The organism is Azonexus caeni (assembly GCF_048146105.1).
Taxonomy (GTDB): Bacteria; Pseudomonadota; Gammaproteobacteria; order Burkholderiales; family Rhodocyclaceae; genus Azonexus; species Azonexus aromaticus_B.
This window is the reverse complement of sequence record NZ_JBKJAD010000037.1, coordinates 1-20,682: the sequence shown is the minus strand read 5'-3', so window position 1 is coordinate 20,682 and position 20,682 is coordinate 1. Positions and strand designations below refer to the sequence as shown.

General features: G+C 64.5%; 18 protein-coding genes and 1 pseudogene. 17 read left to right on the top strand and 2 right to left on the bottom strand.

Going from position 1 to position 20,682, the window contains the following annotated elements; all coding sequences use genetic code 11:
• The 9 genes and pseudogenes from ACLIIZ_RS20545 to ACLIIZ_RS20505 all read left to right on the top strand — a co-directional run.
• Positions 1 to 117: pseudogene (locus ACLIIZ_RS20545) on the top strand (IS5/IS1182 family transposase); the annotation flags it as partial.
• A 71-nt stretch (positions 118 to 188) separates the two neighbouring features.
• Complete coding sequence (locus ACLIIZ_RS20540) at positions 189 to 4,373, top strand: ATP-binding protein (protein WP_416695482.1); 4,185 nt, start codon at positions 189 to 191, stop codon at positions 4,371 to 4,373.
• Positions 4,363 to 5,460, top strand: a complete 1,098-nt coding sequence (locus ACLIIZ_RS20535) for a response regulator (RefSeq protein WP_416695480.1) — start codon at positions 4,363 to 4,365, stop codon at positions 5,458 to 5,460. The genes ACLIIZ_RS20540 and ACLIIZ_RS20535 overlap by 11 nt, the downstream gene beginning before the upstream one ends.
• A 204-nt stretch (positions 5,461 to 5,664) precedes the next feature.
• Positions 5,665 to 6,936, top strand: coding sequence for a SpoIIE family protein phosphatase (locus ACLIIZ_RS20530; protein ID WP_416695478.1), 1,272 nt, complete (start codon positions 5,665 to 5,667; stop codon positions 6,934 to 6,936).
• Positions 6,933 to 7,484, top strand: a complete 552-nt coding sequence (locus ACLIIZ_RS20525) for a SiaB family protein kinase (RefSeq protein ID WP_416695475.1) — start codon at positions 6,933 to 6,935, stop codon at positions 7,482 to 7,484. The genes ACLIIZ_RS20530 and ACLIIZ_RS20525 overlap by 4 nt, the downstream gene beginning before the upstream one ends.
• Before the next feature lie 30 nt (positions 7,485 to 7,514).
• Positions 7,515 to 7,904: a DUF1987 domain-containing protein gene (locus tag ACLIIZ_RS20520; protein ID WP_416695473.1), complete on the top strand. Its 390-nt coding sequence runs from the start codon at positions 7,515 to 7,517 to the stop codon at positions 7,902 to 7,904.
• A 9-nt stretch (positions 7,905 to 7,913) separates the two neighbouring features.
• Positions 7,914 to 8,660 carry a GGDEF domain-containing protein gene (locus tag ACLIIZ_RS20515; RefSeq protein WP_416695471.1) on the top strand — a complete coding sequence of 249 codons (747 nt, stop codon included), beginning with the start codon at positions 7,914 to 7,916 and terminating at the stop codon, positions 8,658 to 8,660.
• Between the two features lie 411 nt (positions 8,661 to 9,071).
• Complete coding sequence (locus ACLIIZ_RS20510) at positions 9,072 to 9,620, top strand: hypothetical protein (RefSeq protein ID WP_416695469.1); 549 nt, start codon at positions 9,072 to 9,074, stop codon at positions 9,618 to 9,620.
• 150 nt (positions 9,621 to 9,770) lie between these two features.
• The gene (locus ACLIIZ_RS20505) at positions 9,771 to 10,106 is read left to right on the top strand and encodes an HD-GYP domain-containing protein (protein WP_416695467.1); all 336 of its coding nucleotides are present in this window, start codon (positions 9,771 to 9,773) and stop codon (positions 10,104 to 10,106) included.
• A 456-nt stretch (positions 10,107 to 10,562) separates the two neighbouring features.
• Here the strand turns inward: ACLIIZ_RS20505 and ACLIIZ_RS20500 are convergent, their stop codons facing one another.
• Positions 10,563 to 12,623, bottom strand: a complete 2,061-nt coding sequence (locus ACLIIZ_RS20500) for a bifunctional 2',3'-cyclic-nucleotide 2'-phosphodiesterase/3'-nucleotidase (protein WP_416695465.1) — start codon at positions 12,621 to 12,623, stop codon at positions 10,563 to 10,565.
• 514 nt (positions 12,624 to 13,137) lie between these two features.
• On the opposite strand from ACLIIZ_RS20500, the gene ACLIIZ_RS20495 reads away from it, so the two are divergent.
• Genes ACLIIZ_RS20495 through ACLIIZ_RS20480 form a run of 4 tightly spaced genes read left to right on the top strand, consistent with a single transcriptional unit; the run spans position 13,138 to position 15,467 of the window.
• Positions 13,138 to 13,572 carry a hemerythrin domain-containing protein gene (locus tag ACLIIZ_RS20495; RefSeq protein ID WP_416695463.1) on the top strand — a complete coding sequence of 145 codons (435 nt, stop codon included), beginning with the start codon at positions 13,138 to 13,140 and terminating at the stop codon, positions 13,570 to 13,572.
• Positions 13,572 to 13,796, top strand: a complete 225-nt coding sequence (locus tag ACLIIZ_RS20490) for a DUF2249 domain-containing protein (protein ID WP_416695461.1) — start codon at positions 13,572 to 13,574, stop codon at positions 13,794 to 13,796. The genes ACLIIZ_RS20495 and ACLIIZ_RS20490 overlap by 1 nt, the downstream gene beginning before the upstream one ends.
• 7 nt (positions 13,797 to 13,803) lie before the next feature.
• On the top strand, positions 13,804 to 15,090 hold the full coding sequence (locus ACLIIZ_RS20485) for a hypothetical protein (protein WP_416695459.1): 1,287 nt from the start codon (positions 13,804 to 13,806) through the stop codon (positions 15,088 to 15,090).
• Positions 15,087 to 15,467 carry a SirB2 family protein gene (locus ACLIIZ_RS20480; protein ID WP_416695457.1) on the top strand — a complete coding sequence of 127 codons (381 nt, stop codon included), beginning with the start codon at positions 15,087 to 15,089 and terminating at the stop codon, positions 15,465 to 15,467. The genes ACLIIZ_RS20485 and ACLIIZ_RS20480 overlap by 4 nt, the downstream gene beginning before the upstream one ends.
• Here ACLIIZ_RS20480 and ACLIIZ_RS20475 read toward each other — a convergent pair.
• The gene (locus ACLIIZ_RS20475; protein WP_416695455.1) at positions 15,462 to 17,447 is read right to left on the bottom strand and encodes a sigma-54-dependent Fis family transcriptional regulator; all 1,986 of its coding nucleotides are present in this window, start codon (positions 17,445 to 17,447) and stop codon (positions 15,462 to 15,464) included. The two genes, ACLIIZ_RS20480 and ACLIIZ_RS20475, sit on opposite strands and share 6 nt — an antisense overlap.
• A 252-nt stretch (positions 17,448 to 17,699) precedes the next feature.
• Between ACLIIZ_RS20475 and pedF the strand changes: the two genes are divergently transcribed.
• Genes pedF through ACLIIZ_RS20455 form a run of 4 tightly spaced genes read left to right on the top strand, consistent with a single transcriptional unit; the run spans position 17,700 to position 20,430 of the window.
• Positions 17,700 to 18,125, top strand: coding sequence for a cytochrome c-550 PedF (pedF, locus tag ACLIIZ_RS20470; protein WP_416695453.1), 426 nt, complete (start codon positions 17,700 to 17,702; stop codon positions 18,123 to 18,125).
• Positions 18,115 to 18,960, top strand: coding sequence for an ABC transporter substrate-binding protein (locus ACLIIZ_RS20465; protein WP_416695451.1), 846 nt, complete (start codon positions 18,115 to 18,117; stop codon positions 18,958 to 18,960). Before pedF ends, ACLIIZ_RS20465 begins: the two co-directional genes overlap by 11 nt.
• 7 nt (positions 18,961 to 18,967) lie before the next feature.
• The gene (locus ACLIIZ_RS20460) at positions 18,968 to 19,900 is read left to right on the top strand and encodes a YVTN family beta-propeller repeat protein (RefSeq protein ID WP_416695449.1); all 933 of its coding nucleotides are present in this window, start codon (positions 18,968 to 18,970) and stop codon (positions 19,898 to 19,900) included.
• Positions 19,897 to 20,430, top strand: a complete 534-nt coding sequence (locus ACLIIZ_RS20455) for a cytochrome b (RefSeq protein WP_416695447.1) — start codon at positions 19,897 to 19,899, stop codon at positions 20,428 to 20,430. Before ACLIIZ_RS20460 ends, ACLIIZ_RS20455 begins: the two co-directional genes overlap by 4 nt.
• The last annotated feature ends 252 nt before the right edge of the window (positions 20,431 to 20,682 follow it).

The window sequence follows — 20,682 nt, the reverse complement described above, 5'->3', positions numbered from 1 at the left end:
GAGCGTTTTTTCTGCCGCCTCAAGCAATTCCGCCGACTGGCAACTCGCTATGAAAAACTGGCTACGCGCTTCAACGCATTCTTGCAACTTGCCTGCGCTTACATCTGGCTAATGTGAACACGCCCTAACATGGCGTAACGCAAGCGCATCGACCGGAGATGCGCCGCCAGACATGGGGGTTGGGCGGAATGGCGACGGCATCGGCTGAAAAGGTCAAGCGTCAATACAATCGCTGGGTGGCGACGGAGTCGATCGAGGACTACGCGCTACGCTATTCGCCGGCGAGTTTTCGCAAGTGGTCGCCGTCGGTGATCGGCAACACCATGATCGGCACCAACTCGGCGCTTTCCTACGAGGCGATCGGTGCCCTGCTGCTGCTCGATTTCGGCTTCGCCAACGCGATCTGGGCGCTGATCTTCGCCGGCATCATGATCTTCGTCGCCGGCCTGCCGATCTGCCAGTATTCGGCGCGCCACAACATCGACATGGACCTGCTGACGCGCGCCGCCGGCTTCGGCTATGTCGGTTCGACCTTCACCTCGCTGATCTACGCCTCCTTCACCTTCATCTTCCTCGCCGTCGAAACCGCCATCATGGCGCAGGCGATCAAGCTCTATTTCGGCATGCCGTTGTGGCTCGGCTACATTGTGTGCACGGTGGTGGTGATTCCCGTCGTCTATTACGGCGTCACCGCGATCAACCGTTTCCACCAATGGACCCAGCCGCTGTGGCTGATCCTGCTCGCGGTGCCCTTCTATTACGTGCTGACGCGCGAGCCGGCGGCGCTCGCGGCGATGCCCCGCTTCGCCGGCGAGGTGTCGAAGAGCAACGGCTTCGATCCCTACCATTTCGGCATCGCCGCCGGGATCTCCTTTGCGCTGATCGCCCAGATCGGCGAGCAGGTCGACTACCTGCGCTTCATGCCCGAGCGCGAACGCGGCAACCGCGTCGGCTGGTGGTTCAACATGCTGCTCGGCGGCCCCGGCTGGATCGTCATCGCCTTCCTCAAACAGCTCGGCGGCATGCTGCTCGCCGCCGTCGCGGTGCTCGCCGGCGTCGCCGTCGCCGATGCCAAGGAACCGATCCAGATCTTCAACACCGCCTTCCGCTACGCCATCGACAATCCGGAAACCGCGCTGCTGATCGGCGCCATCTTCGTCTGCGTCTCGGAACTCAAGGTCAATGTCACCAATGCCTACGCCGGCTCGCTCGCCTGGTCGAACTTCTTTTCCCGCGTCACCCACTCGCATCCCGGGCGCGTTGTCTGGCTGATCTTCAATTGCGCCATCGCGTTGCTCTTGATGGAACTCGACCTGTTCGAGGCGATGAACAGCGTCCTCGGCCTTTATTCGAACATCGCCGTTGCCTGGGTCTGTGCCGTGGTCGCCGACCTGTCGATCAACAAGCCGCTCGGCTTCAGCCCGCCGCTGGTCGAGTTCAAGCGCGCCCACCTGTACAACTTCAACCCGGTCGGCGTGGTCAGCGTGGTGGTGGCGTCGATCGTCTCCACCATCGCCTTCAGCGGCGTGCTGGGCGACTACGCGCAGGCCTATTCCTGGCTGATCGCGGCGGCGCTCGCCTTCGTCCTCGCTCCGCTGATTGCCTACGTCACCAAGGGCAAGTATTACATCGCGCGTCGCAGCAGTTTCCCGGAGCGCTCGAACGCGCTGGTCGCCTGCGGCGTCTGCGAACACCATTACGCCGAGGCCGATTCGGCCTACTGTCCGCACCACGGGGTCAACATCTGCTCGCTGTGCTGCACGCTCGATCCGAATTGCAAGGATGTCTGCAAACCGAAGGGGCGCAGTTGGGCCGAGGTCTATCGCGACGCCGTGCACGCGGCGCTCAACCGCCTGTCGTGGCGCGAGGTTTCCGGGCTGACGGCGCAACGCGTCGCCACCTTCACGCTGATCTGGGGCTTCATGCTGCTGATGATCGTCATCACGCTGTGGGCGACGCTGCCCGGCGGGATGAAGGCGTTTTCCCCCGAGGTGCTGGACAAATTCGACGACTACCTGATCCGCATCTTTTTCGGCCTGGCGGTGTTGTCGAGCATCGCCACGTGGTGGATCACGCTCTCCGAGGAGAGCCGCAATCGGGCCGAAGACGAATTGCGCAGCGCCAAGGAAAGCGCCGAAGCGGCCTCGGCGGAACTGGCGCGCGCCGCCGAACGCACGCGCATGCTGCTCGATACCGCCAACGATGCGGTGATCACGATCGATGCGCAGAGCATGATCGTGGACTGGAACCCGGCGGCGGAACAGATTTTCGGCTGGCGGCGCGACGAAGCCATCGGCCAGAAGATGAGCCAGTTGATCGTCCCCGAGCCCTATCGGGAAATGCACGAAGCTGGTGTGCGCCGCTTCGCCGAGACCGGCCAGGGCAGCCTGGTCAACCAGCGGATCGAAATCACCGCGCTGACCCGGGACAAGGGCATCATCGACGTCGAACTGTCGATCTGGCCGGTCAAGGTCGGCGACAGTTACACCTTCAGTTCCTTCGTCCGCGACATCAGCCGGCGCAAGCGCGCCGAGGAGGAGCTGGCGCGAGCGCGCGACGTGGCGCTGGAAGCAACGCGGCTGAAGTCGGATTTCCTGGCCAACATGAGCCACGAAATCCGCACGCCGATGAACGCCATCATCGGCATGTCGCACCTGGCCTTGAAAACCGATCTCGACGCCCGCCAGCGCGATTACATCGCCAAGGCCAACCTGGCCGCCACCTCGCTGCTGCGCATCATCAACGACATTCTCGATTTCTCGAAGATCGAGGCCGGCAAGCTGGAACTCGAGCGCGTCGCGTTCGCCCTCGCCGAAGTGTGCGAATCGGTGCGCACCGTGGTCGGCGGGCGGGCCGCCGAAAAGGGGCTGGAACTCCTGATCAGCGTCGATCCGGCGCTGCCCGGCCATTTCCTTGGCGACCCCCTGCGGTTGGGGCAGGTATTGATCAATCTCGCCAACAACGCGGTCAAGTTCACCGAGCGCGGACGCATCGAGATTGCCGTCACGCCGCAGGAAGTGCACGGCGAGCAGGCGGTCTTGCGCTTCTGCGTGCGCGATACCGGAATCGGCATGACGCCGGCGCAACTGGACAAGCTGTTCCAGCCATTTTCGCAGGACGACGGCTCGACCACCCGCAAATACGGCGGCACCGGTCTCGGCCTCACCATCAGCAAGCGCATCGTCGAGGCAATGGGCGGCGAGATCAAAGTCGAGAGCATCGCCGGCGTCGGCTCACAGTTCAGCTTCGCCGTCGCATTGCCGGTGCTCGACGCCGAGCAGTTCCTCAGTCAGACGCACCAGACGGCAGACGACACCCTGTTGCCGACCGGCATGCTCGACGGACTGCGCATCCTGCTGGCGGAAGACAACCCGATCAACCAGCAGATTGCCATCGAGCTGATGCGGGAGGCCGGGGCGGCGGTCGATGTCGCCAACAACGGCCGGCAGGTGCTGGAAATACTGGGCGCCGCTACGGCGCCCGCCTATCACCTGGTGCTGATGGACCTGCAGATGCCGGAAATGGACGGCATCGAGGCCACCCGGCGGGTGCGTGCCGACGCTCGCTTCGCCGAACTGCCGATCGTCGCCATGACCGCGCACGCGATGATGGAAGAGCGGCAACGCTGCATCGACGCCGGCATGGTCGATCATGTCGGCAAGCCGATCGATCCGCCGAGTTTCCTGCGTACCATTGCCCGCTGGGCCCGCTACGCCGGTACCCAGCCCGGCGCCGGCGCGCCGCTTCCCGCTGCCGGCCAGCCCGCGCCGGCGCCGGTGTTTCCGGCGATTGCCGGCCTCGACGTGGTCGTCGGCCTGCGGCGGGTGAACGGCAAAACGGCGCTGTACCGGGAAATGCTGCTGCAGTTCGTGCAGCATCAGGCCGAACACGATGGTCAGTTGCGCGGCGCGCTCGCCGCCGCCGACAAGACGCAGCTCTCCCGCCAACTGCACACCCTCAAAGGCGTGCTCGGCAACCTCGGCGCCGATGCCTTGCACCAGCAGGCGGCCGAGCTGGAAAGTGCGCTGCTCAAGGACGAACTGGCGACGGCGGCGCTCGCCGGCTTCCTCGACGCGCTGGCGGCCCTCGCCGAAGCGATCCGCCAGGGCGTTCCGGTGCCGGCCGGCGAGGCGCCGGCCGCGTCGCCGTCGACTTCCGGCGAAACCGCCGCCATCCTCGCGCGGCTGGCCGGCTATCTCGCCGATCAGGACGGCGCGGCGATCGATTACCTGGTCGATCATCTCGCCGCCATCCGCGCGGCCTTGCCGGGCGCCGCCGGCGAAGCTTTCGAGAAAGCCGTCCGCGACTACGAGTTCCGGAGCGCGCTGGACATTCTTCATGCCACTCAGGGAGGGCTGCGCCATGAGCAGTGATGCCGTCAAGACCAGCATTCTCGTGGTGGACGACACCCCGGAAAACCTGCGCCTGGTCAGCGCGCTGCTGATGGACGACTACAAGGTGCGGGTCGCCACCAACGGGCCGCAGGCGCTCGAACTGGCCGCCCAGTCGCCCTCGCCGGCGCTGATTCTGCTCGACATCATGATGCCGGAGATGGATGGCTACGAAGTTTGCGCCCGGCTCAAGCAGGATCCCGCGACGGCCGACATCCCGGTGATCTTCCTCACTGCGCGCACGGAAGCCGAGGACGAGCGGCGCGGCTTCGAACTCGGTGCGGTCGATTACGTCGGCAAGCCGATCAATCCGCTGATCCTGGTCGCCCGCGTCCATACCCATGTCGCCCTGAAGCGCAGCCGCGACCAGTTGGCGCAGCAGAACGCCTGGCTGGAACAGGAAGTGCAGAAGCGCACGCGCCAGGTGCAGCGCATCCAGGACGTGACGATCATCGCCATGGCCTCGCTCGCGGAAACCCGCGACAACGAGACCGGCAACCACATCCTGCGCACGCAGCGCTACGTCAGGGCGCTCGCCCGGCACCTGCAGCGCAACCCGAAATACGCCGGCGCACTCGACGAGCTGACCATCGAGCTGCTCTACAAATCGGCGCCGCTGCACGACATCGGCAAGGTCGGCATCCCCGACCACATCCTGCTCAAGCCGGGCAAGCTCGACGACGCCGAATTCGAAATCATGAAGACCCACACCACGCTCGGCCTCGAAGCGATCCGCCGCGCCGAGCAGCACCTCGAAGGCGAGGACGGCTTCCTGCGCATCGCCGGCGAAATCGCCCATGCACACCAGGAAAAATGGGACGGCAGCGGCTACCCGCTAGGCCTCGCTGGCGAAGCCATTCCGCTGTCGGCGCGGCTGATGGCGGTGGCCGACGTCTATGATGCGCTGATCAGCAAGCGCGTCTACAAGCCGGCCTTCAGCCACGAACAGGCGGTCGCCATCATCCTCGACGGCAGTGGCAAGCATTTCGACCCCGAACTGATCGCCGCCTTCCGGGAAATCGAGGACGAATTCCGCGCCATCGCCCGGCAGTTTCAGGATCACGAATAGGCCAGGCTCCGGCGTAGCGACAGCGCCGAAGCGTGCCGCCTCCTTTCGCTCTGCGGGTTCGCCTTGGGGCAGCCTGCAGCCGGCGCATTCCGGAAGAAAAGCCACATCTTGCGCCTGTCTTGTCACCGATTGGACACACGAACTGCCTAGACTGTCGCCGACGAGTTCGCCGCAAACAGATAACGCAAAACCCCATTTTCCGGAATGCTTGCCTTGGAAATATCCCCCCATCTCCCCGCCGATTGTCGTCCGCGCTCTCAGCAGCCGACCGCCGAAGATCTCTGCATCCAGACGCCCTCGGTCACGGCTGAAGACAGCAATGAAACGGTCATGGAGATATTCTCCAAGTACCGCGACCTGACGAGTCTGCCAGTGATCGAGGATGGTATCCCCATCGGCCTCATCAACCGCGGCATCTTCCTGTCGCAGATGAGCAAGCCGTTCCGCAAGGAGGTATACAGCCGCAAGAGTTCCATTGCCTTTATGGACAAGGAGCCGCTGGTGGTCGAGGCGGACATGGACATCGAGTCGTTGACCTTCAAGGCGGTGGAATACGGCGAGAAGGCGCTGGCCGATGGTTTCATCATCACCCGCGGCGGCCGCTTCGCCGGCGTCGGCCACGGTTTGCAACTGATGCGGGTGGTGGCCGACATGCAGGCAGCCCGCAACCGCCAGATCATGCAGAGCATCGAATACGCCAGCGTGATTCAGCGTTCCATGTTGCGTACTTCGCGCGACACCATGCTGCACACACTGGAGGACGCCGATCTGGTTTGGGAGCCGCGCGATCTCGTCGGCGGCGATTTCTACTACTTCGTTGCCCGCAGCGATGGCTGGTTCGGTGCCGTCGCGGATTGTACCGGTCACGGCGTGCCCGGCGCCTTCATGACGCTGATCGCTTCCAGTTGTCTGGCCCAGGCAATTGACCAGCATGGCCCTGCTGACCCGGCGCTCTTACTGGGCAGCGTCAACTGCGGCATCAAGCAGATGCTCGGACAGGTCGGCGGGCAGGATGAAACCCCGGAATCGGACGACGGCATGGATGCCGCCTGTTTCTGGTACGACATCGCCACCCGCCGGCTGATATTCGCCGGCGCCAAGACCAGCCTCTTCGTGCTGCACCCCGGTGGCGATGGGGTGGAAATGGTGGATGGCGACCGCAAGTGCGTCGGCTACGTCGATAGCGAGCTGGATTTCACCTGGCAGAAGCGGGCGGTGCAGATGCAAGCTGGCAGCCTGGTGTTTGTCACCACCGACGGTCTGGTCGACCAAGTCGGCGGCCCCAAGTCCATTGCCTTCGGCAAGCGTCGTATCCGCGACCTCATCCTGGCCAACCGCGACCGACCGAGCAGCGAGATCAACCGCGCCGTACAGCAGGCGATCAGCGAATGGCAGGGGCCGAACCATCGCCGCGATGACGTCACCTTTTTCTGCTTCCGCGTTCAGGAAGCGCAACGGACAAATCAAGCCTCATGAAGGACTTCGGCTCTTTTTTTGAGATTGCCTGCCAGCAACGGGTGATTTTCTACTACGTCGGTTACTTTTCGCAGAACGTCGTGGCGGCGATGGCGGACGCGGTCAGGTTGCAGCTGGAAATGAGCGGCGTCAGCGGGGCGACCCGTCGCAAGCTGTTTTCTTCGTTCGTGGAGATGGCGCAGAACATCATCCACTACTCGGCCGATTCGCTGACCCCCAGCAACCAAGACAACCATGAGTTGCGTCATGGTTCGGTCTGCATCAGCGAGAAGGAAGGACAATACCTGTTGCAGTGCGCCAATCCGATCGATGCCGAGGTTGCCGAAGGCCTGCGCAAGCGCCTGCAATCGCTGCGCAGCATGACGCTGGACGAAATCAAGCGCGCCTACAAGGATTCGCTGCGCGCCGAGAGCCCCGAGGGCAGCAAGGGGGCGGGGCTGGGCTTCCTTACCGTGGCGCGCGACTCAAGCGAACCGCTGGAGTTCGACTTCCAGCCTCTGGAAGGCCATTCGGGCAAAGTGGTATTCAACCTGAAAGCCACCATTTGAATACCGGTATGACAATCGTGAGAAATTGGTATGGAAAACTTGTATATCGCTGCTACCCCCAGTTCACCGGAAGTGAATTTTGATTTTGCCCAGCACCAGCTAAGCATCCGTGGCGAGTCCTACCCCGAGAATGCGGCTGCCTTTTACGGCGATATCATCAAGCGCCTGCGTGAATATCTCGCTTCCTGCAACAACATCTGCATCAACGTTGACATCGGGCTCGCCTACTTCAACAGTTCCAGCACCAAGATGCTGTTCAATATTTTCGAGGCGTTCAAGACTGCGGTAGACGCCGGCAACGAAGTTGTACTCAACTGGCATCATTACGAAGAAGACGACACCATCTTCGAGTTCGGCCAGGAACTGCATGTCGATTTCCCGGAGATCACCTTCGTCGATCGTCCCGTGAAAGCCGCCTAGGTGATTGCCATGTCTCAACCAGATCCCGATCTTTTCGATCAGGAGAGCAACGCGTTGTTGTCGGCGCGTGTCGTGTACAACGTCGAAACCGGCGACGCCGCAAGCTACCGCGCGGCTCTTGGCGAACTCATCAACAGCTTCGACCAGCTGATGCGGCAAACTCGCCGACTGATTCGTCACAGCGATCGCCAGGAGCTCGAGATGAATCGGCTCAACCACCGACTCACCGATTTGTCGAATGAGCTGGAATACCGGGCTACCCACGATCCCCTGACCGGCGCGCTAAACCGTGCGGCAGTGATTGAGCGAGCCCATCGCTTCCTGGAAAATCACGACATGGCAATGATCGTGCTCGACATCGACCACTTCAAGCAGATTAACGACAGCTTCGGCCATCCGGTGGGCGATGCCGTGATCTGTGGCTTGGTCGAATGCCTGCGACGGACGTTGGCGACACCCGGCGAGATCGGGCGGGTGGGCGGCGAGGAATTCACGGTGATCCTGCCCCAGCAGGATTGTGCACAGGCGCAGCAGATCGCTGAACGGATGCGCCTGGCAATCGCCGGCCATGATTTCTCCCTGCCCAATGCAAGCCGCATCACTGCCAGCTTCGGAGTTTGCTGGATGCCCGCTGGCGGCGATTTCAGAACAGCCTACAGCGAGGCCGACGAAGCCATGTACGAGGCCAAGCGGACAGGGCGCAACCGCGTGATTCGCGCCGACCAGATTTTACGGGCCGGTAAACGCGGCCAATAAGACAGCGGGTGCTTGTTGTCGTTTTGGCTATCGGAGCCAAGGTGCCGATCCGGGCACCAGCGAAGCCATGTGCTGCTGGTGCGAAGGCGGCGCCGGCAATCACCCTCGCCGTCGGCGATGCGAAAAATTGCCGGAAGCATTCTTCAATCGGCAAGTAGATCCGTCTAACATTGCGTAACACAAGCGCATCGATCAGGAATGCGCCGCTAGACATCGGGAGCTGGGCGGAATGGCGACGGCATCGGCTGAAAAGGTCAAGCGTCAATAATCGGCAGCAACTCGGCGCTTTCCTGCGAAGCGATCGGCGCCCTGCTGCTGCTCGATTTCGGCTTCGGCTACGTCGGCTCGACCTTCACCTCGCTGATCTACGCTTCCTTCACCTTTATCTTCCTTGCCGTCGAAACCGCCATCATGGCGCAGGCGATCAAGCTCTATTTCGGCATGCCGCTGCGGCTCGGCTACATATTGATCGGCGCCATCTTCGTTTGCGTCTCGGAACTCAAGGTCAATGTCACCAATGCCTACGCCGGCTCGCTCGCCTGGTCGAACTTCTTTTCCTGCGTCACCCACTCGCACCCGGGGCTTGTCGTCTGGCTCGTCTTCAACTGCGCCATCGCGCTGCTCTTGATGGAACTCGACCTGTTCGATGCGATGAACAGCGTCCTTGCCCCGCTGATCGCCTACGTCACCAAGGGCAAGTACTACATCGCGCGCCGCAGCAGCTTCCCGGAGCGCTCGAACGCGTTGGTCGCCTGCGGCATCTGCGAACACCATTACGCCGAGGCCGATTCGGCCTACTGCCCGCACCACGGCGTCAATATATCTGCTCGCTGTGCTGCACGCTCGACCCGAACTGCAAGGATGTCTGCAAACCGAAGGGACGCAGTTGCTCCGAGGTCTATCGCGACGCCGTGCACGCGGCGCTCAACCGCTTGTCGTGGTGCGAGGTTTCCGGGCTGACGGCGCAACGCGTCGCCACCTTCACCCTGATCTGGGGCCGCATGCTGCTGATGATCGGGGTGACCTTGTGGGCGACCCCGCCCGGTGGCATGAAGGCGTTTTCCCCCGAGGTGCTGGACAAGTTCGACGACTACCTGATCCGCATCTTCTTTGGCCTGGCGGTGTTGTCGAGCAGGCGAGGGCGGCTTCCTGCGCATCGCCGGGGAGATCGCCCATGCGCAGCAGAAGAAATGGGACGGCAGCTGCTACCCGCAAGGCCTCGTCGGCGAGGCCATTACGCTGTCGGCGCGCTTGATGGCGGTGGCCGATGTTTATGACGCGCTGATCAGCAAGCGCGTCTACAAACCGGCCTTCAGCCACGAGAAGGCGGTTGGTATCATCCTCGAAGGCAGTGGCAAGCATTTCGACCCGGACCTGATCGCCGTATTCCGGGAAATCGAAGACGAGTTCCGCAGCATCGCCCGCCAGTTCAGCGATCATCAATAGTGGGGCATGCCTGGCCGTTCTGCCGGGCTGTTTCCAGGCGGCAACGACTCTTGCTGGTTGCGTCGAATCTGTTCAAAGGCCTCAAGCTGCTCGCCGCGTGTGACTACCACATGAGCAAGGATGTCCGGAGCGGGCCAGCGGGGCTTTCTTCTTTCAGGGCAAGCAGGTCGGTTCCGGTGTGTTGAGACGCGAAGCCTCCGAATTCATCGACGAGTTCACGCTCCTTGGCGAAACCGTGACGCCGTGGCCGGAAAACCCCCTGTGTTTTTCAGAGGGCGAATCCATTTGCAATTCCCGGATGCGCTCGAAGCCGAGAAGGCGTTCAGAACCCCCGGAACGGACGGGAAAGCTGGCCACAACTCGGGTGTTCCCCAAACAGCCTGGTCCGGTGTCCACCCGGATCAGGCTCTGGGGCTGGCTCAGTCTTTCTTGTTCCCCATCCCGGGGATTGCTCGGCTATTTGGACAGATCGATGGCGTAAACGCCCAGGCCTTTGCCGGTGCCGTTGTCGTTGCTGACCAGACTGATGTTGGCAAGCCCGGCAGCTTGAGCCACAGCAAGTTTGTCGCTGCTTGAGGTGAAGGTCACCGGGCCTGCCGTGGCGACCTTGGTGAAGCGCCAACTGCGGGCAGAACCGTCGGCAGCCAGGGTCAGGTTATTGCGGGCCTTGATGTAGTCAATCAACACGTCGCGGTTGGCATCGGGCGAAGCATAGATGGTGTTGGCCGCCGTCAGACCAAAGGCTGTGCCACTGGTGGCGCGGTAGTTGTTCGTCGCGATGATGAACTCGGCCGTGGCATTGATGGGCGCGCCCTTGTACATCAGGTTTTTGATGCGGCTGCCAATGGCCTGCGTCACGTCGATCTCGTAGCTGATGTCAGCCGAGGTGAACATGTCGAAGTTGTAGCCGGGGAAGCTGGACACCAGGGCCTGGGCGGTGGTCAAGGTCGGATCGATGCGGTTGAATCGCTCGGCCGCCTTCTCCAGCCAGGTTTTGATGCCTGCACCCGTCACCTTCACGGCGTAGACGGTATTGGGGTACAGGTAAAGGTCGGCGGCGTTATTGATGGCGATGGGGCCTTTGGCCACGTCGGTGAAGTCGGTGCCACCGGCAAAACCGCTCTTGAACGGGGCGCTCACCGACAGCACCGGCAGGTCTTTGTACTGCGGCAGATTGGCGCTGACGTATCTGGCCACGTAGTCAGCCTGGGCGGCGTTGACCACCTGAATGGCCGTTACGTCACCGACATCGGCAAAGTAGCTGGACAGCGCGAAGTCAGACTGGCCTATGGGCGTCTTCACATAGGTGATGGCGGCCTCGTGCTCGGTTTTCACGGCATTGCCAATGGCCGGGTCAACTTCGACATAGGTTTTGGCCGTGGCATCGAGCAAGGTTTTGCGCACGCTGACCTCGGTTTTGCCGGTGTCGATGGTCCATTTGCCGTTTTTCACAACCAGGCTGTAGTTGATGACGCCGATGGCCTTGCCCCAGTAGCTGGGCATGACGGCAGGTACGCCAAAGAAGCTGCCCTTGATCTTGTCCACGCCCTCGGCGCCGCATGCTGCGGTGGTGCAGGTGGCGTTGGGGAATTCACTGTGCGAATGGCCCATCAGGATGCCGTCAATACCAGCCACCTTGGCCAAATGGTAATTGGCATTTTCCATGGTGGGGGTGTAGGTGCTGGTGTCCCAGCCGCCATGCGAGGCAGCGATGACGATGTCTGCTCCGTCGGCGCGGGCCAGGGGCACGTACTTTTGGGCAGCCTCGACCACTCCCTGCACGTCCACCTTGCCATCCAGCCAGCGCTTGTCCCAGTTCAGGATAGGCGGGGGGGCAAAGCCGATCACCGCCACTTTCACGGTGCTTTCGATGGCTTTGCCGTCCTTGTCTTTGCCGGTCACTTTCTTGCTGATGAGGGTGTAAGGCTTGTAGAGCGTCTGCCCGTCCTTCTTGCTGGTCACATTGGCCAGCACCAGCGGGAAAGCGGGACCGGTGCAGGTGGGCTGGCTGGCCACGGCTGCCATGCCATCCACGTTGAATTTCGCTCCCGTGACCTGCGCCAGGTAGGGCAGACCGTAGTTGAACTCATGGTTGCCCAGAGTGCCAGCGTCGAAGCCAATGGTGTCCATGGCCTTGTAGGTGGCCAGCTTCTGGTCGCAGGCCACCGGGGTCACCAGGGCCTGGTAGTCGGCCAGGGCCGTGCCCTGGATGGTGTCGCCGTTGTCGATCAGCAGGTTGTTGGGAAACGCCGTGCGCGCCTGCTTGATGAGGGTGGCAGTGCGCTCGAATCCCAGGCTTTTATCTTCGGCCAGCTTGAAATAGTCGTAGCTGAGGAGGTTGGCGTGCAGGTCGGTGGTTTCCAGAATGGCTAGCTGGGCGGTGCTGCCATCGGGCAGGAGAGCGCCGACGTCGTCGTCACTGCCCAGGCAGGCGCTGAGGCTCAGGCACAGCGCCGCGAGAAAGGTCAATCGGATGCCAGAGTGGGCCAGCGGCTCGGCGGATGGAGAGGTAAACATGAAGCGCTCCCGTTCGGTTGAAAGAGCGAGAGACTATGGAAGCACCATGACACGCCGGTGAAGCCTCCGGGTCAGCTACATGTCAGCCCGGCAGGACTTCGATATTCATGGTCGTCTGCACCGCAGAACGTGCTGCCGCGAGCCCGGAACGGGTTGGTTGATGGTAAACAGGCAGGCATCGGCCACGGCTTCAATGGGCGCTGGAATTCGCTTGACAAGGAGCAGAAGCAATGAAAAGCCCCGTCGTAGCCATACGGTTTAATGCAAAACTGCGTCACGCAAGAATTTTTGGAAGAGAACGACAGGGGCTGGCTGATCGAAGCCGGTGCCGGCGAAAACTGGCACAGCTCGCGGCCTGGACGCCGGAGCCGGCTTGGCCCTGCCTGAAGAGCATGGCCCTGATCCCCGGTACCGGGGGCGCCAATCCCGGCGCTTCCCCGATTTTGATTTCCATCAAGGCCGCATTCCGGCGCGCCAGCGGAGAATGCCGGCGAACCCCAACTGGAGCCTGGTCATGAGCATTCGTGAATTCCTGATCGACGATCACCGTCATTGCGACGATTTCTATGCCGCTGCCGAGCAGGCGGTCGAACGCGGCGACGCGGCGGCTGCCGCGGCGGCCTTCGGGCAGTTCCGCGCGGCGCTGCTGCGCCACTTCGCGGCCGAGGAGCAGACGCTGTTCCCGGCCTTCGAAGCGCGTACCGGCATGACCATGGGGCCGACGCAAATGATGCGCATCGAGCACGAGCAGATGCGTGGGCTGGTCGAAGTCGCCGAGGAGGCGCTGGACGGCGGCGACCTGGAGGAATTTCTCGGCCAGGCGGAAAGCCTGCTGATCATGATGCAGCAGCACAACATGAAGGAAGAGAACGTCCTCTACCCGATGTGCGACCAGCACCTGGCCGGCGAGCCGGCGGTGCTGGAACGCCTGCAAAGCGAGCTGGCCTGATGGACATCCCCGCCGAACGCACGGTCGACGCGCGCTACCTGGAGCCGCCGCAGCCTTTCGTCGACACCATGGAAATGCTGGCGACGCTGCAGCCGGGCGAGGAAATGCTGCTCCTCCTGTTCCGCGAGCCGCACCCGCTCTACCGCGTGCTGCAACAGAACGGCCACCGCTGGCGGACCGAACTGCGCGACGACGGCACCTTCGCCGTGCGCATCACCTGCTGAGGCGGTCGTGGCCAGCGGCATGCTCTCCTTCGACCAGGTGCCGCCGCTGGCGGCGCCGCTGCGTTTCTTCGTCACCGCGCCGCTGTTCATCGCGCTCGCCGGGCTGCTTGCCGTGATCGACGGGCCGGCCATCCTGGCTTCGCGGTGGACGCCGGCGGCGCTCGCCGCCACCCATCTGCTCACCGTCGGCTTCATGCTGCAGGTCATGCTCGGCGCGCTGATCCAGGTTCTGCCAGTGGTCGCCGGCGCCGCGCTGGCGCGGCCGCTGTGGGTGGCGCGTATCGTCCATCCGGCGATCAACCTTGGCGCGCTGGCGCTGGCCGGCGGCTTCCTGTGGTCGGCGCCGGGCTGGCTGCATGCCGCCGGCACGCTGCTGGCGCTGGCTCTGCTGGTCTTCGTCGTGGCTGCCGGCAGCGCGTTGTTCCGGGTGCCGTCGACCAGTCCGAGCATCCGCGGGATCAAGTTGTCGCTGGCCGGCCTCGCCGTGGTCGGCGGCAGCGGCCTGTTCATGCTGCTGGCACTGGCCGGCGGCTGGTCGCTGCCCTTGCTGGCGTTGGCCGATCTGCATGCCGCCTGGGGCCTGGCCGGCTGGGCCGGCGTGCTGCTGGCGGCGGTGGCCTACGTGGTGGTGCCGATGTTCCAGCTGACGCCGGGTTATGCGGCGCGCCCGGCGTGGGGCTTCCCGCTCTTCCTGTTCACCGTGCTGCTTGCCTGGAGCGCCGCGCTGGCGTTCGACGCCGAATGGCCGGCGCGGCTCGGCCGCCTGCTGCTCGCCGGCGGCGGCGCCGCCTTCGCGCTGCAGACCTTGCGCCTGCAGGCCAAGCGGCGGCGGGCGCGGCCCGACAGCACCTTCCGTTATTGGCAGTTCGGCCTCTACGGCGCGCTGCTGGCGCTTGCCATGCTCGCTGCCGGCGCGCTGTTCCCGGCGCTCGCCGACGATCCGCAGTGGACGCCGGCCTTCGGCCTGGTCTTGCTGCTCGGCGCTTTCGTGCCGCTGATCGTCGGTATGCTGGCCAAGATCGTTCCCTTCCTGCTCTGGCTCGACCTGCAGAACCACGGCCTGGTCGGCAAGGCCTTGCCGCCGATGAACAAGCTGTTGCCCGAGGCGCCGATGCAGCGCCAGTTCCGGGTCTTCGTCGCCGCCGCCGGGCTGGCGCTGGCTGCCGTTTTCCTGCCCGACTGGCTGAGCCGCCCGGCCGGCGCGTTGCTGATCGCGGCCGCGCTCTGGCTCGCCGTCAACCTGACGCAGGCGGCGTGGCGGCACGGCCGGCAGTTGCAACAGGCGCCGGCATGAACACCTACCTGTTGCTGCGCCACCTGCACATCAGCTGCGTCGTCCTCAGCGGCGCCGGCTTCCTGCTCCGCCTGTACTGGATGGCGAGCGAGTCGCCGCGCCTGCATCAGCGGCTGACGCGCACCCTGCCGCATGTCATCGACAGCGTGCTGCTCGGCAGCGCGCTGACGCTGGCGGTGTGGAGCGGCCAGTATCCCTTCGCCGACGGCTGGCTGACCGCCAAGCTGGGCGGTCTGCTCGCCTACATCGGACTGGGTACGCTGGCGCTGAAGCGCGGCAGGACGCGCACCGCCCGCCTGCGCTACGGCGCGCTGGCGGTGCTCGCCTATGGCTACATCGTCGGCGTCGCGCTGACCCGCAATCCGTTCTGGCTATAACTTGCCGAGCTTGCGGTAGAGCGTGTTGCGGCTGATGCCGAGCTGGCGTGCCGCCGCCGAGACGTTGCCGTTGGCCTGGTCGAGCGCGCGCTGGGCGAGCTGGCGGCCGACTTCCTCCAGGCTGCCGACCGGGTTCTCGAGCGGCGCCGCCGCCCATTGCGCTTCGGGCGCGGCAGCGGCGGGCGCCAGCGGCGCCTCGAACAGTTCTTCCGGCAGGTGCGATTCGTGGACCGTCGTCTCGTCGTCGTCGAGCAGGGCGATGGCGACGCGGATCACGTTGAACAACTGGCGGATGTTGCCCGGCCAGCCGTAGCGCTCGATCACCTGCAGCGCGCCTTCGGTAAAGCGTACCGGGCCGCGCTCGCAGCTTTCGCCGGCGGCCAGCTTGGCGACCAGTTGGCGCAGGTCGCTGCGCTCGCGCAGCGGCGGCAGGGTGACGCTCATGCCGTTGAGGCGGTAATAGAGGTCCTCGCGGAAACTGCCGCGGGCGACTTCCTCGCGCAGCTTGCGGTGGGTGGCGCAGACCAGCGAGATGTCGACCTGGATTTCCCGCGTGCTGCCGAGCGGCGTCACCGCGCGTTCCTGCAGCACGCGCAGCAGCCGCGCCTGCATGTTCATCGGCATGTCGCCGATTTCGTCGAGGAAGAGGGTGCCACCGTGCGCCTGCTGGATCTTGCCGGGGGCGCCTTCCTTGCGCGCGCCGGTAAAGGCGCCGCCCTGGTAGCCGAAGAGTTCGGATTCGATCAGGCTCTCCGGGATCGACGCGCAGTTGAGGGCGACGAAGGGACCGTCGGCGCGCGGGCCGCTGTTGTGGAAGGCCTTGGCGAACATCTCCTTGCCGGCGCCGGATTCGCCCTGGATCATGATCGGGATGTCGCGCCCGAGCAGCCGCCGGGCGCGGTCGATCGCCAGTTGCAGGCGGGCGTCGCCGGTGTTCAGGGTGTCCAGCGTCAGCACCTGCGGGCAGGGCGCCTCGACGCGCCGGGCGGCGGCCGGCCGGCTGCCGCTCTCGGCTTCATAGACGCGACCGGCGGCGGACGGCGCGGGCAGGGTGCCGCGTAGCATCAGGTTGATCGTCCGGCCGTTCACCGTGATCGTGCTGTGCCCCTGGCCGTTCTGCCGCTGGCGGTCGATCAGCGTGCCCAGGTTGTGCTCGAAGACCATCGAGAAATCGCGCCGCACCGCGTCCACGCGGCGGATGCCGAGGATTTCCAGGCCGTTGTAGTTGATCGCCTTGACCTGGCCGTCCGGGCTCACCGCCGCCTGGCCTTCCTTGGGGCTGCCCAGATAGTCGGGGCGGGAATGGAAGCAGACGATGATGTCGCTGGCGTGCGCCGATTCGAACAGGCGCTTCTCGGCCAGCGCCGTCGATAGTCGGGCCAGGCCCAGGGTGTGGCGCTGCGTCGCCCGGTAGTCGCCGGAAATGTCGAGGACGCCGATCAGCGCGCCGTCCGGGCCGAAGATCGGGCTGGCGCAGCAGGTCAGGAAACCGTTGTGTTCGAGGAAGTGCTCGGCGCCCAGCACCTCGATCGGGCGTTCCTCGGAGAGTGCCGTGCCGATCGCGTTGGTGCCGCGCTGGTTCTCGTCCCAGGAAGCGCCGGGGGCGAGGGCGACGCGGTCGGCACGATCGACGAAGTCGGGGTCGCCGACGGTATCGAGCAGCAGTCCGTTGGCGTCGGCCAGGATGACCATGCTGCCCGAGTCGCGAATCTGCTCATAGACATGTTCCATGATCGGCCGCACCTGTTGCAGCAGGTAGCGGTTGCGGTACTGCTCGGTCTTCAGCGCCACCCGGTCGAGCGATTCGACGCCCGGCAGCGCGTAGTTCTCGGTCAGTCCGAAACGCCGGCAGCGTTCCCAGGAACGCAGGATCAGCGGATCGATCACGCCCGCCGGCAGTTCGCCACGTTCGAAAAATGCCTGGCGCGCCTCGCGCAGGCGCGGGCCGTGCAGGCCGGCCACCACTTGTATCTGTCCCATCTTGTCTCTCCTCCGTCCCCGGATGCGTTTTTATGTGCTGTTGTTTCATAACGTAGCACCTGCCCATTTAAGGAGCAATTGTCTGTGCAACGCCGCTGCCGTTGAAGCCAGAAACGTGCCATGTTGTTTCGGGGGGATTTTGCCAATGGGCGCGGCAAAACGGGGGAGCGGCCGCTGTTTCGGGGGACTGGCACAGGCCTTGCAGTCAGACCCGGCACAAGCTGTTGTTCCGCATTCACCAAAGGAGACCCCGTGAAGCATTTCCACCTTTCCCTCGGCGCCCTGGTCGCCACCCTGTGCCTGGCCACTTCCTCGCTGGTCTTCGCCCACGGCGACGTGGTGCCGCAGGCGGTCGACACCACCGGCCTCAAGCAACTCGGCACCGACTGGCAGACCGCCAACCCCTACCGCGACAACAAGACGGCGATCCGCATCGGCGACTCCGCCTTCAACCAGAACTGCGCGCGCTGCCACGGCCTGGGCGCCGTTTCCGGCGGTATCGCGCCCGATCTGCGCTACCTGCCGAAGGGCGACGAGGGCGACGAAATCTTCCTGCAGCGCATCCGCAAGGGCGCCGTGCGTGACGGCCGCGTCTACATGCCGCCGTTCGAAGGCACGCTGTCGCAGGAAGCGATGTGGGCAATCCGCGCCTGGCTGGAGACCGTCCATGAAGAATGATCGCCGCCGCTGCCTCAAGGCGCTTGCCGCGCTGCCCTTCTACCTGGCCCTGCCGGCGGTTGCCGATGCGCTGGAGACGATCCGCCAGCGCGGCCGTCTGCGCATCGCCGTGTATAACGACTTCCCGCCGTACTCACTGGCCGGCGGCAAGGGCATCGACGCCGACCTCGGTCGCGCCATCGCCGCCCGCCTCGGCGTCGCCGCCGAGATTGTCGGCTTCAACGCCGACGAGGACATGAGCGACGACCTGCGCAACATGGTCTGGAAGGGCCATTACCTCGGCACCCAGCCCGCCGACCTGATGCTCCACGTGCCGGTCGACGAAGGCCTGGCGCGGGCCAACGACAAGGTCCGCATCTTCGGCACCTATCACCGCGAAAGCCTGGCCGTCGCCCGCAATCCGCAGCGCGTCCCGGCGCTCGCCGGCTCCGCCGCGGTGGCGCTGGAAGTGTTCACGCGCGAGAAGATCGGCGTCGAAACCGCCTCGCTCGCCGATTCCTTCCTGCTCTCCGTGCTCAACGGCCGCCTGCGCGAGAACGTCGTGCACTTCACCACCGTCGCCGAAGCCGCCCGGGCGCTGGCCGCCGGCCAGATCGCCGCGGTCCTTGCCCCGCGCGCCGAGCTGGAAGCGGCGCTGGCCGGGAGTCAGCAGGTGGTGCTGGAAAGCGCCAATTTCGCCGAACTGAAGATCGACGGCTGGCCGCTCGGCATGGCCGTCAAGGCCGAGGAAGCGGCACTCGCCGAAGCGGTCGGCGCCGCCGTCGCCGACTTGCGCCGCGACGGCAGCATCGCCGCCATCTTCCGCCAGCACGGCATCACTTACCAAGCCAACTGAGGCCAACATGCGCGCCATATCCTGTTTCCTCCTCGCCCTGTTCGCCGCCGTCGGCGCCAGCGCCGAACCCTACGCCTACGTGCCGAACGAGAAGAGCGCCAGCGTCAGCGTCATCGACACCGCCAGCGATACCGTCGTCCGCCAGTTCCCGATCGGCGAACGGCCGCGCGGCATCGCCGGTGGCAGCGGCCGGCTCTACCTGACCGACGGCAAGAGCAACAGCCTGCTCATCGTGGACAGCGCCGCCGGCAAGCTGGAACGCCGGGTCAAGGTCGGCGATTCGCCGGAAGGCGTCAGCCTCTCGCCGGACGGCAAGCTGCTCGCCGTCGCCGTTGAAGACGACAACGTGGTCACGCTGCTCAGCGCCCCGGCGGCGAAGGAGCTGGCGCGCATCAAGGTCCAAGGCAAGAACCCCGAGCACGCCGTGTTCAGCCCCGACAGCCGCTGGCTCTACGTCAGCGCCGAAGACGCCGAACAGGTCGATGTGATCGACGTCGCCGCCCGCCGCCAGGTTGCCAGCATTTCGGTCGGCAAGCGGCCGCGCGGCATCGGCTTCCTGGCCGACGGCAGCCGCGCCTACGTCGCCTGCGAACTGGCCGACAAGGTCTACGCCATCGACGTCGCCAGCCACAAAGCCATCGCCGAGATTCCCGCCGGCCAGTACCCCAACGGCGTCGCCATCCATCCGGACGGCAAGCGCGTTTACATCTCCAACGGCCGCGACGCCTCGGTGATGGCCATCGACGTCGCCAGCAACACGGTCAGCGGCACCGTCGCCGTCGGCAAGCGGCCCTGGAACATGGCGCTGACCCCGGACGGCAGCAAGCTCTACGTCGCCAACGGGCGCTCCGGCAGCGTCTCGGTGGTCGACACCGGCCGCTTTGAGAAAACCGGCGACATCGCCGTCGGCGAACTGCCGTGGGGTGTCAGCATCCGATGAGCGCCGCCCGCTACACGCTGCCGGCGATCCTGCTGCACTGGGCGCAGGCGATCCTGATCGTCTGGCTGCTCTGGCTCGGCTGGACCATGACCGACCTGCCCAAAGGCGCCGAACGCAGCGCCGCCTACGGCCTGCACAAATCGCTCGGCCTGCTCGCGCTGCTCCTGGTGGCAATCCGCCTCGGCTGGCGCCGCTTCCACCCACCGCCACCCTCGCCGCTGCAAGGGCCGCTCGCCAAGCTGGCCGGCGCCACCCACCTGGCGCTCTACGCCTTCCTGCTCCTCGCCCCGCTCGCCGGCTACCTGGCCTCAGCCTTCACGCCCTATCCGGTCAAATTCTTCGGCCACGAATTGCCGCGCCTGTTCGCCGCCGACGAAGGACTCAACGCCGCCTTCAAGCAAGTGCATGTGGTTCTGGTGTGGAGCGGCGCGGCGCTGATCCTCCTCCACCTCGCCGGCACCCTGAAACACCTGCTGCTGCGCGACGGAACCATGCAACGCATGTTGCCCGGTGTGCTGTTGCGGAAATGAACAGTTGTTGAAAAATGGAGCAGGTGGGTGGGGTATTGCTCGCCAAAATAGTGTGAATTGAATGTCATGGCGTAAGCGATGGTTTGTGATCCATCGGTTCACGAAACCTTGGTTTGTCCCTGATACAGGGCCTTTGCACTCGAACATCATAGCGAGTGGAATATGCCGTTGAAGTCACATGACCGAGAGAATCGTTAACTTTCATTGGCTTATGCATGTGTATTGTAAACGCCTGAAGAATCCGGTCTACTT

What these genes read in the sequence shown, in the direction of transcription:
- ACLIIZ_RS20455 (WP_416695447.1), top strand. Translation starts at nt 19,897, where the DNA reads ATGAGCGCCGCCCGCTACACGCTGCCGGCGATCCTGCTGCACTGGGCG.
- ACLIIZ_RS20520 (WP_416695473.1), top strand. Translation starts at nt 7,515, where the DNA reads ATGGAAAACTTGTATATCGCTGCTACCCCCAGTTCACCGGAAGTGAAT.
- ACLIIZ_RS20510 (WP_416695469.1), top strand. Translation starts at nt 9,072, where the DNA reads ATGGCGCAGGCGATCAAGCTCTATTTCGGCATGCCGCTGCGGCTCGGC.
- ACLIIZ_RS20495 (WP_416695463.1), top strand. Translation starts at nt 13,138, where the DNA reads ATGAGCATTCGTGAATTCCTGATCGACGATCACCGTCATTGCGACGAT.
- ACLIIZ_RS20490 (WP_416695461.1), top strand. Translation starts at nt 13,572, where the DNA reads ATGGACATCCCCGCCGAACGCACGGTCGACGCGCGCTACCTGGAGCCG.
- ACLIIZ_RS20515 (WP_416695471.1), top strand. Translation starts at nt 7,914, where the DNA reads ATGTCTCAACCAGATCCCGATCTTTTCGATCAGGAGAGCAACGCGTTG.
- ACLIIZ_RS20540 (WP_416695482.1), top strand. Translation starts at nt 189, where the DNA reads ATGGCGACGGCATCGGCTGAAAAGGTCAAGCGTCAATACAATCGCTGG.
- ACLIIZ_RS20480 (WP_416695457.1), top strand. Translation starts at nt 15,087, where the DNA reads ATGAACACCTACCTGTTGCTGCGCCACCTGCACATCAGCTGCGTCGTC.
- ACLIIZ_RS20525 (WP_416695475.1), top strand. Translation starts at nt 6,933, where the DNA reads ATGAAGGACTTCGGCTCTTTTTTTGAGATTGCCTGCCAGCAACGGGTG.
- ACLIIZ_RS20535 (WP_416695480.1), top strand. Translation starts at nt 4,363, where the DNA reads ATGAGCAGTGATGCCGTCAAGACCAGCATTCTCGTGGTGGACGACACC.
- ACLIIZ_RS20530 (WP_416695478.1), top strand. Translation starts at nt 5,665, where the DNA reads ATGCTTGCCTTGGAAATATCCCCCCATCTCCCCGCCGATTGTCGTCCG.
- ACLIIZ_RS20500 (WP_416695465.1), bottom strand. Translation starts at nt 12,623, where the DNA reads ATGTTTACCTCTCCATCCGCCGAGCCGCTGGCCCACTCTGGCATCCGA.
- ACLIIZ_RS20460 (WP_416695449.1), top strand. Translation starts at nt 18,968, where the DNA reads ATGCGCGCCATATCCTGTTTCCTCCTCGCCCTGTTCGCCGCCGTCGGC.
- ACLIIZ_RS20475 (WP_416695455.1), bottom strand. Translation starts at nt 17,447, where the DNA reads ATGGGACAGATACAAGTGGTGGCCGGCCTGCACGGCCCGCGCCTGCGC.
- ACLIIZ_RS20465 (WP_416695451.1), top strand. Translation starts at nt 18,115, where the DNA reads ATGAAGAATGATCGCCGCCGCTGCCTCAAGGCGCTTGCCGCGCTGCCC.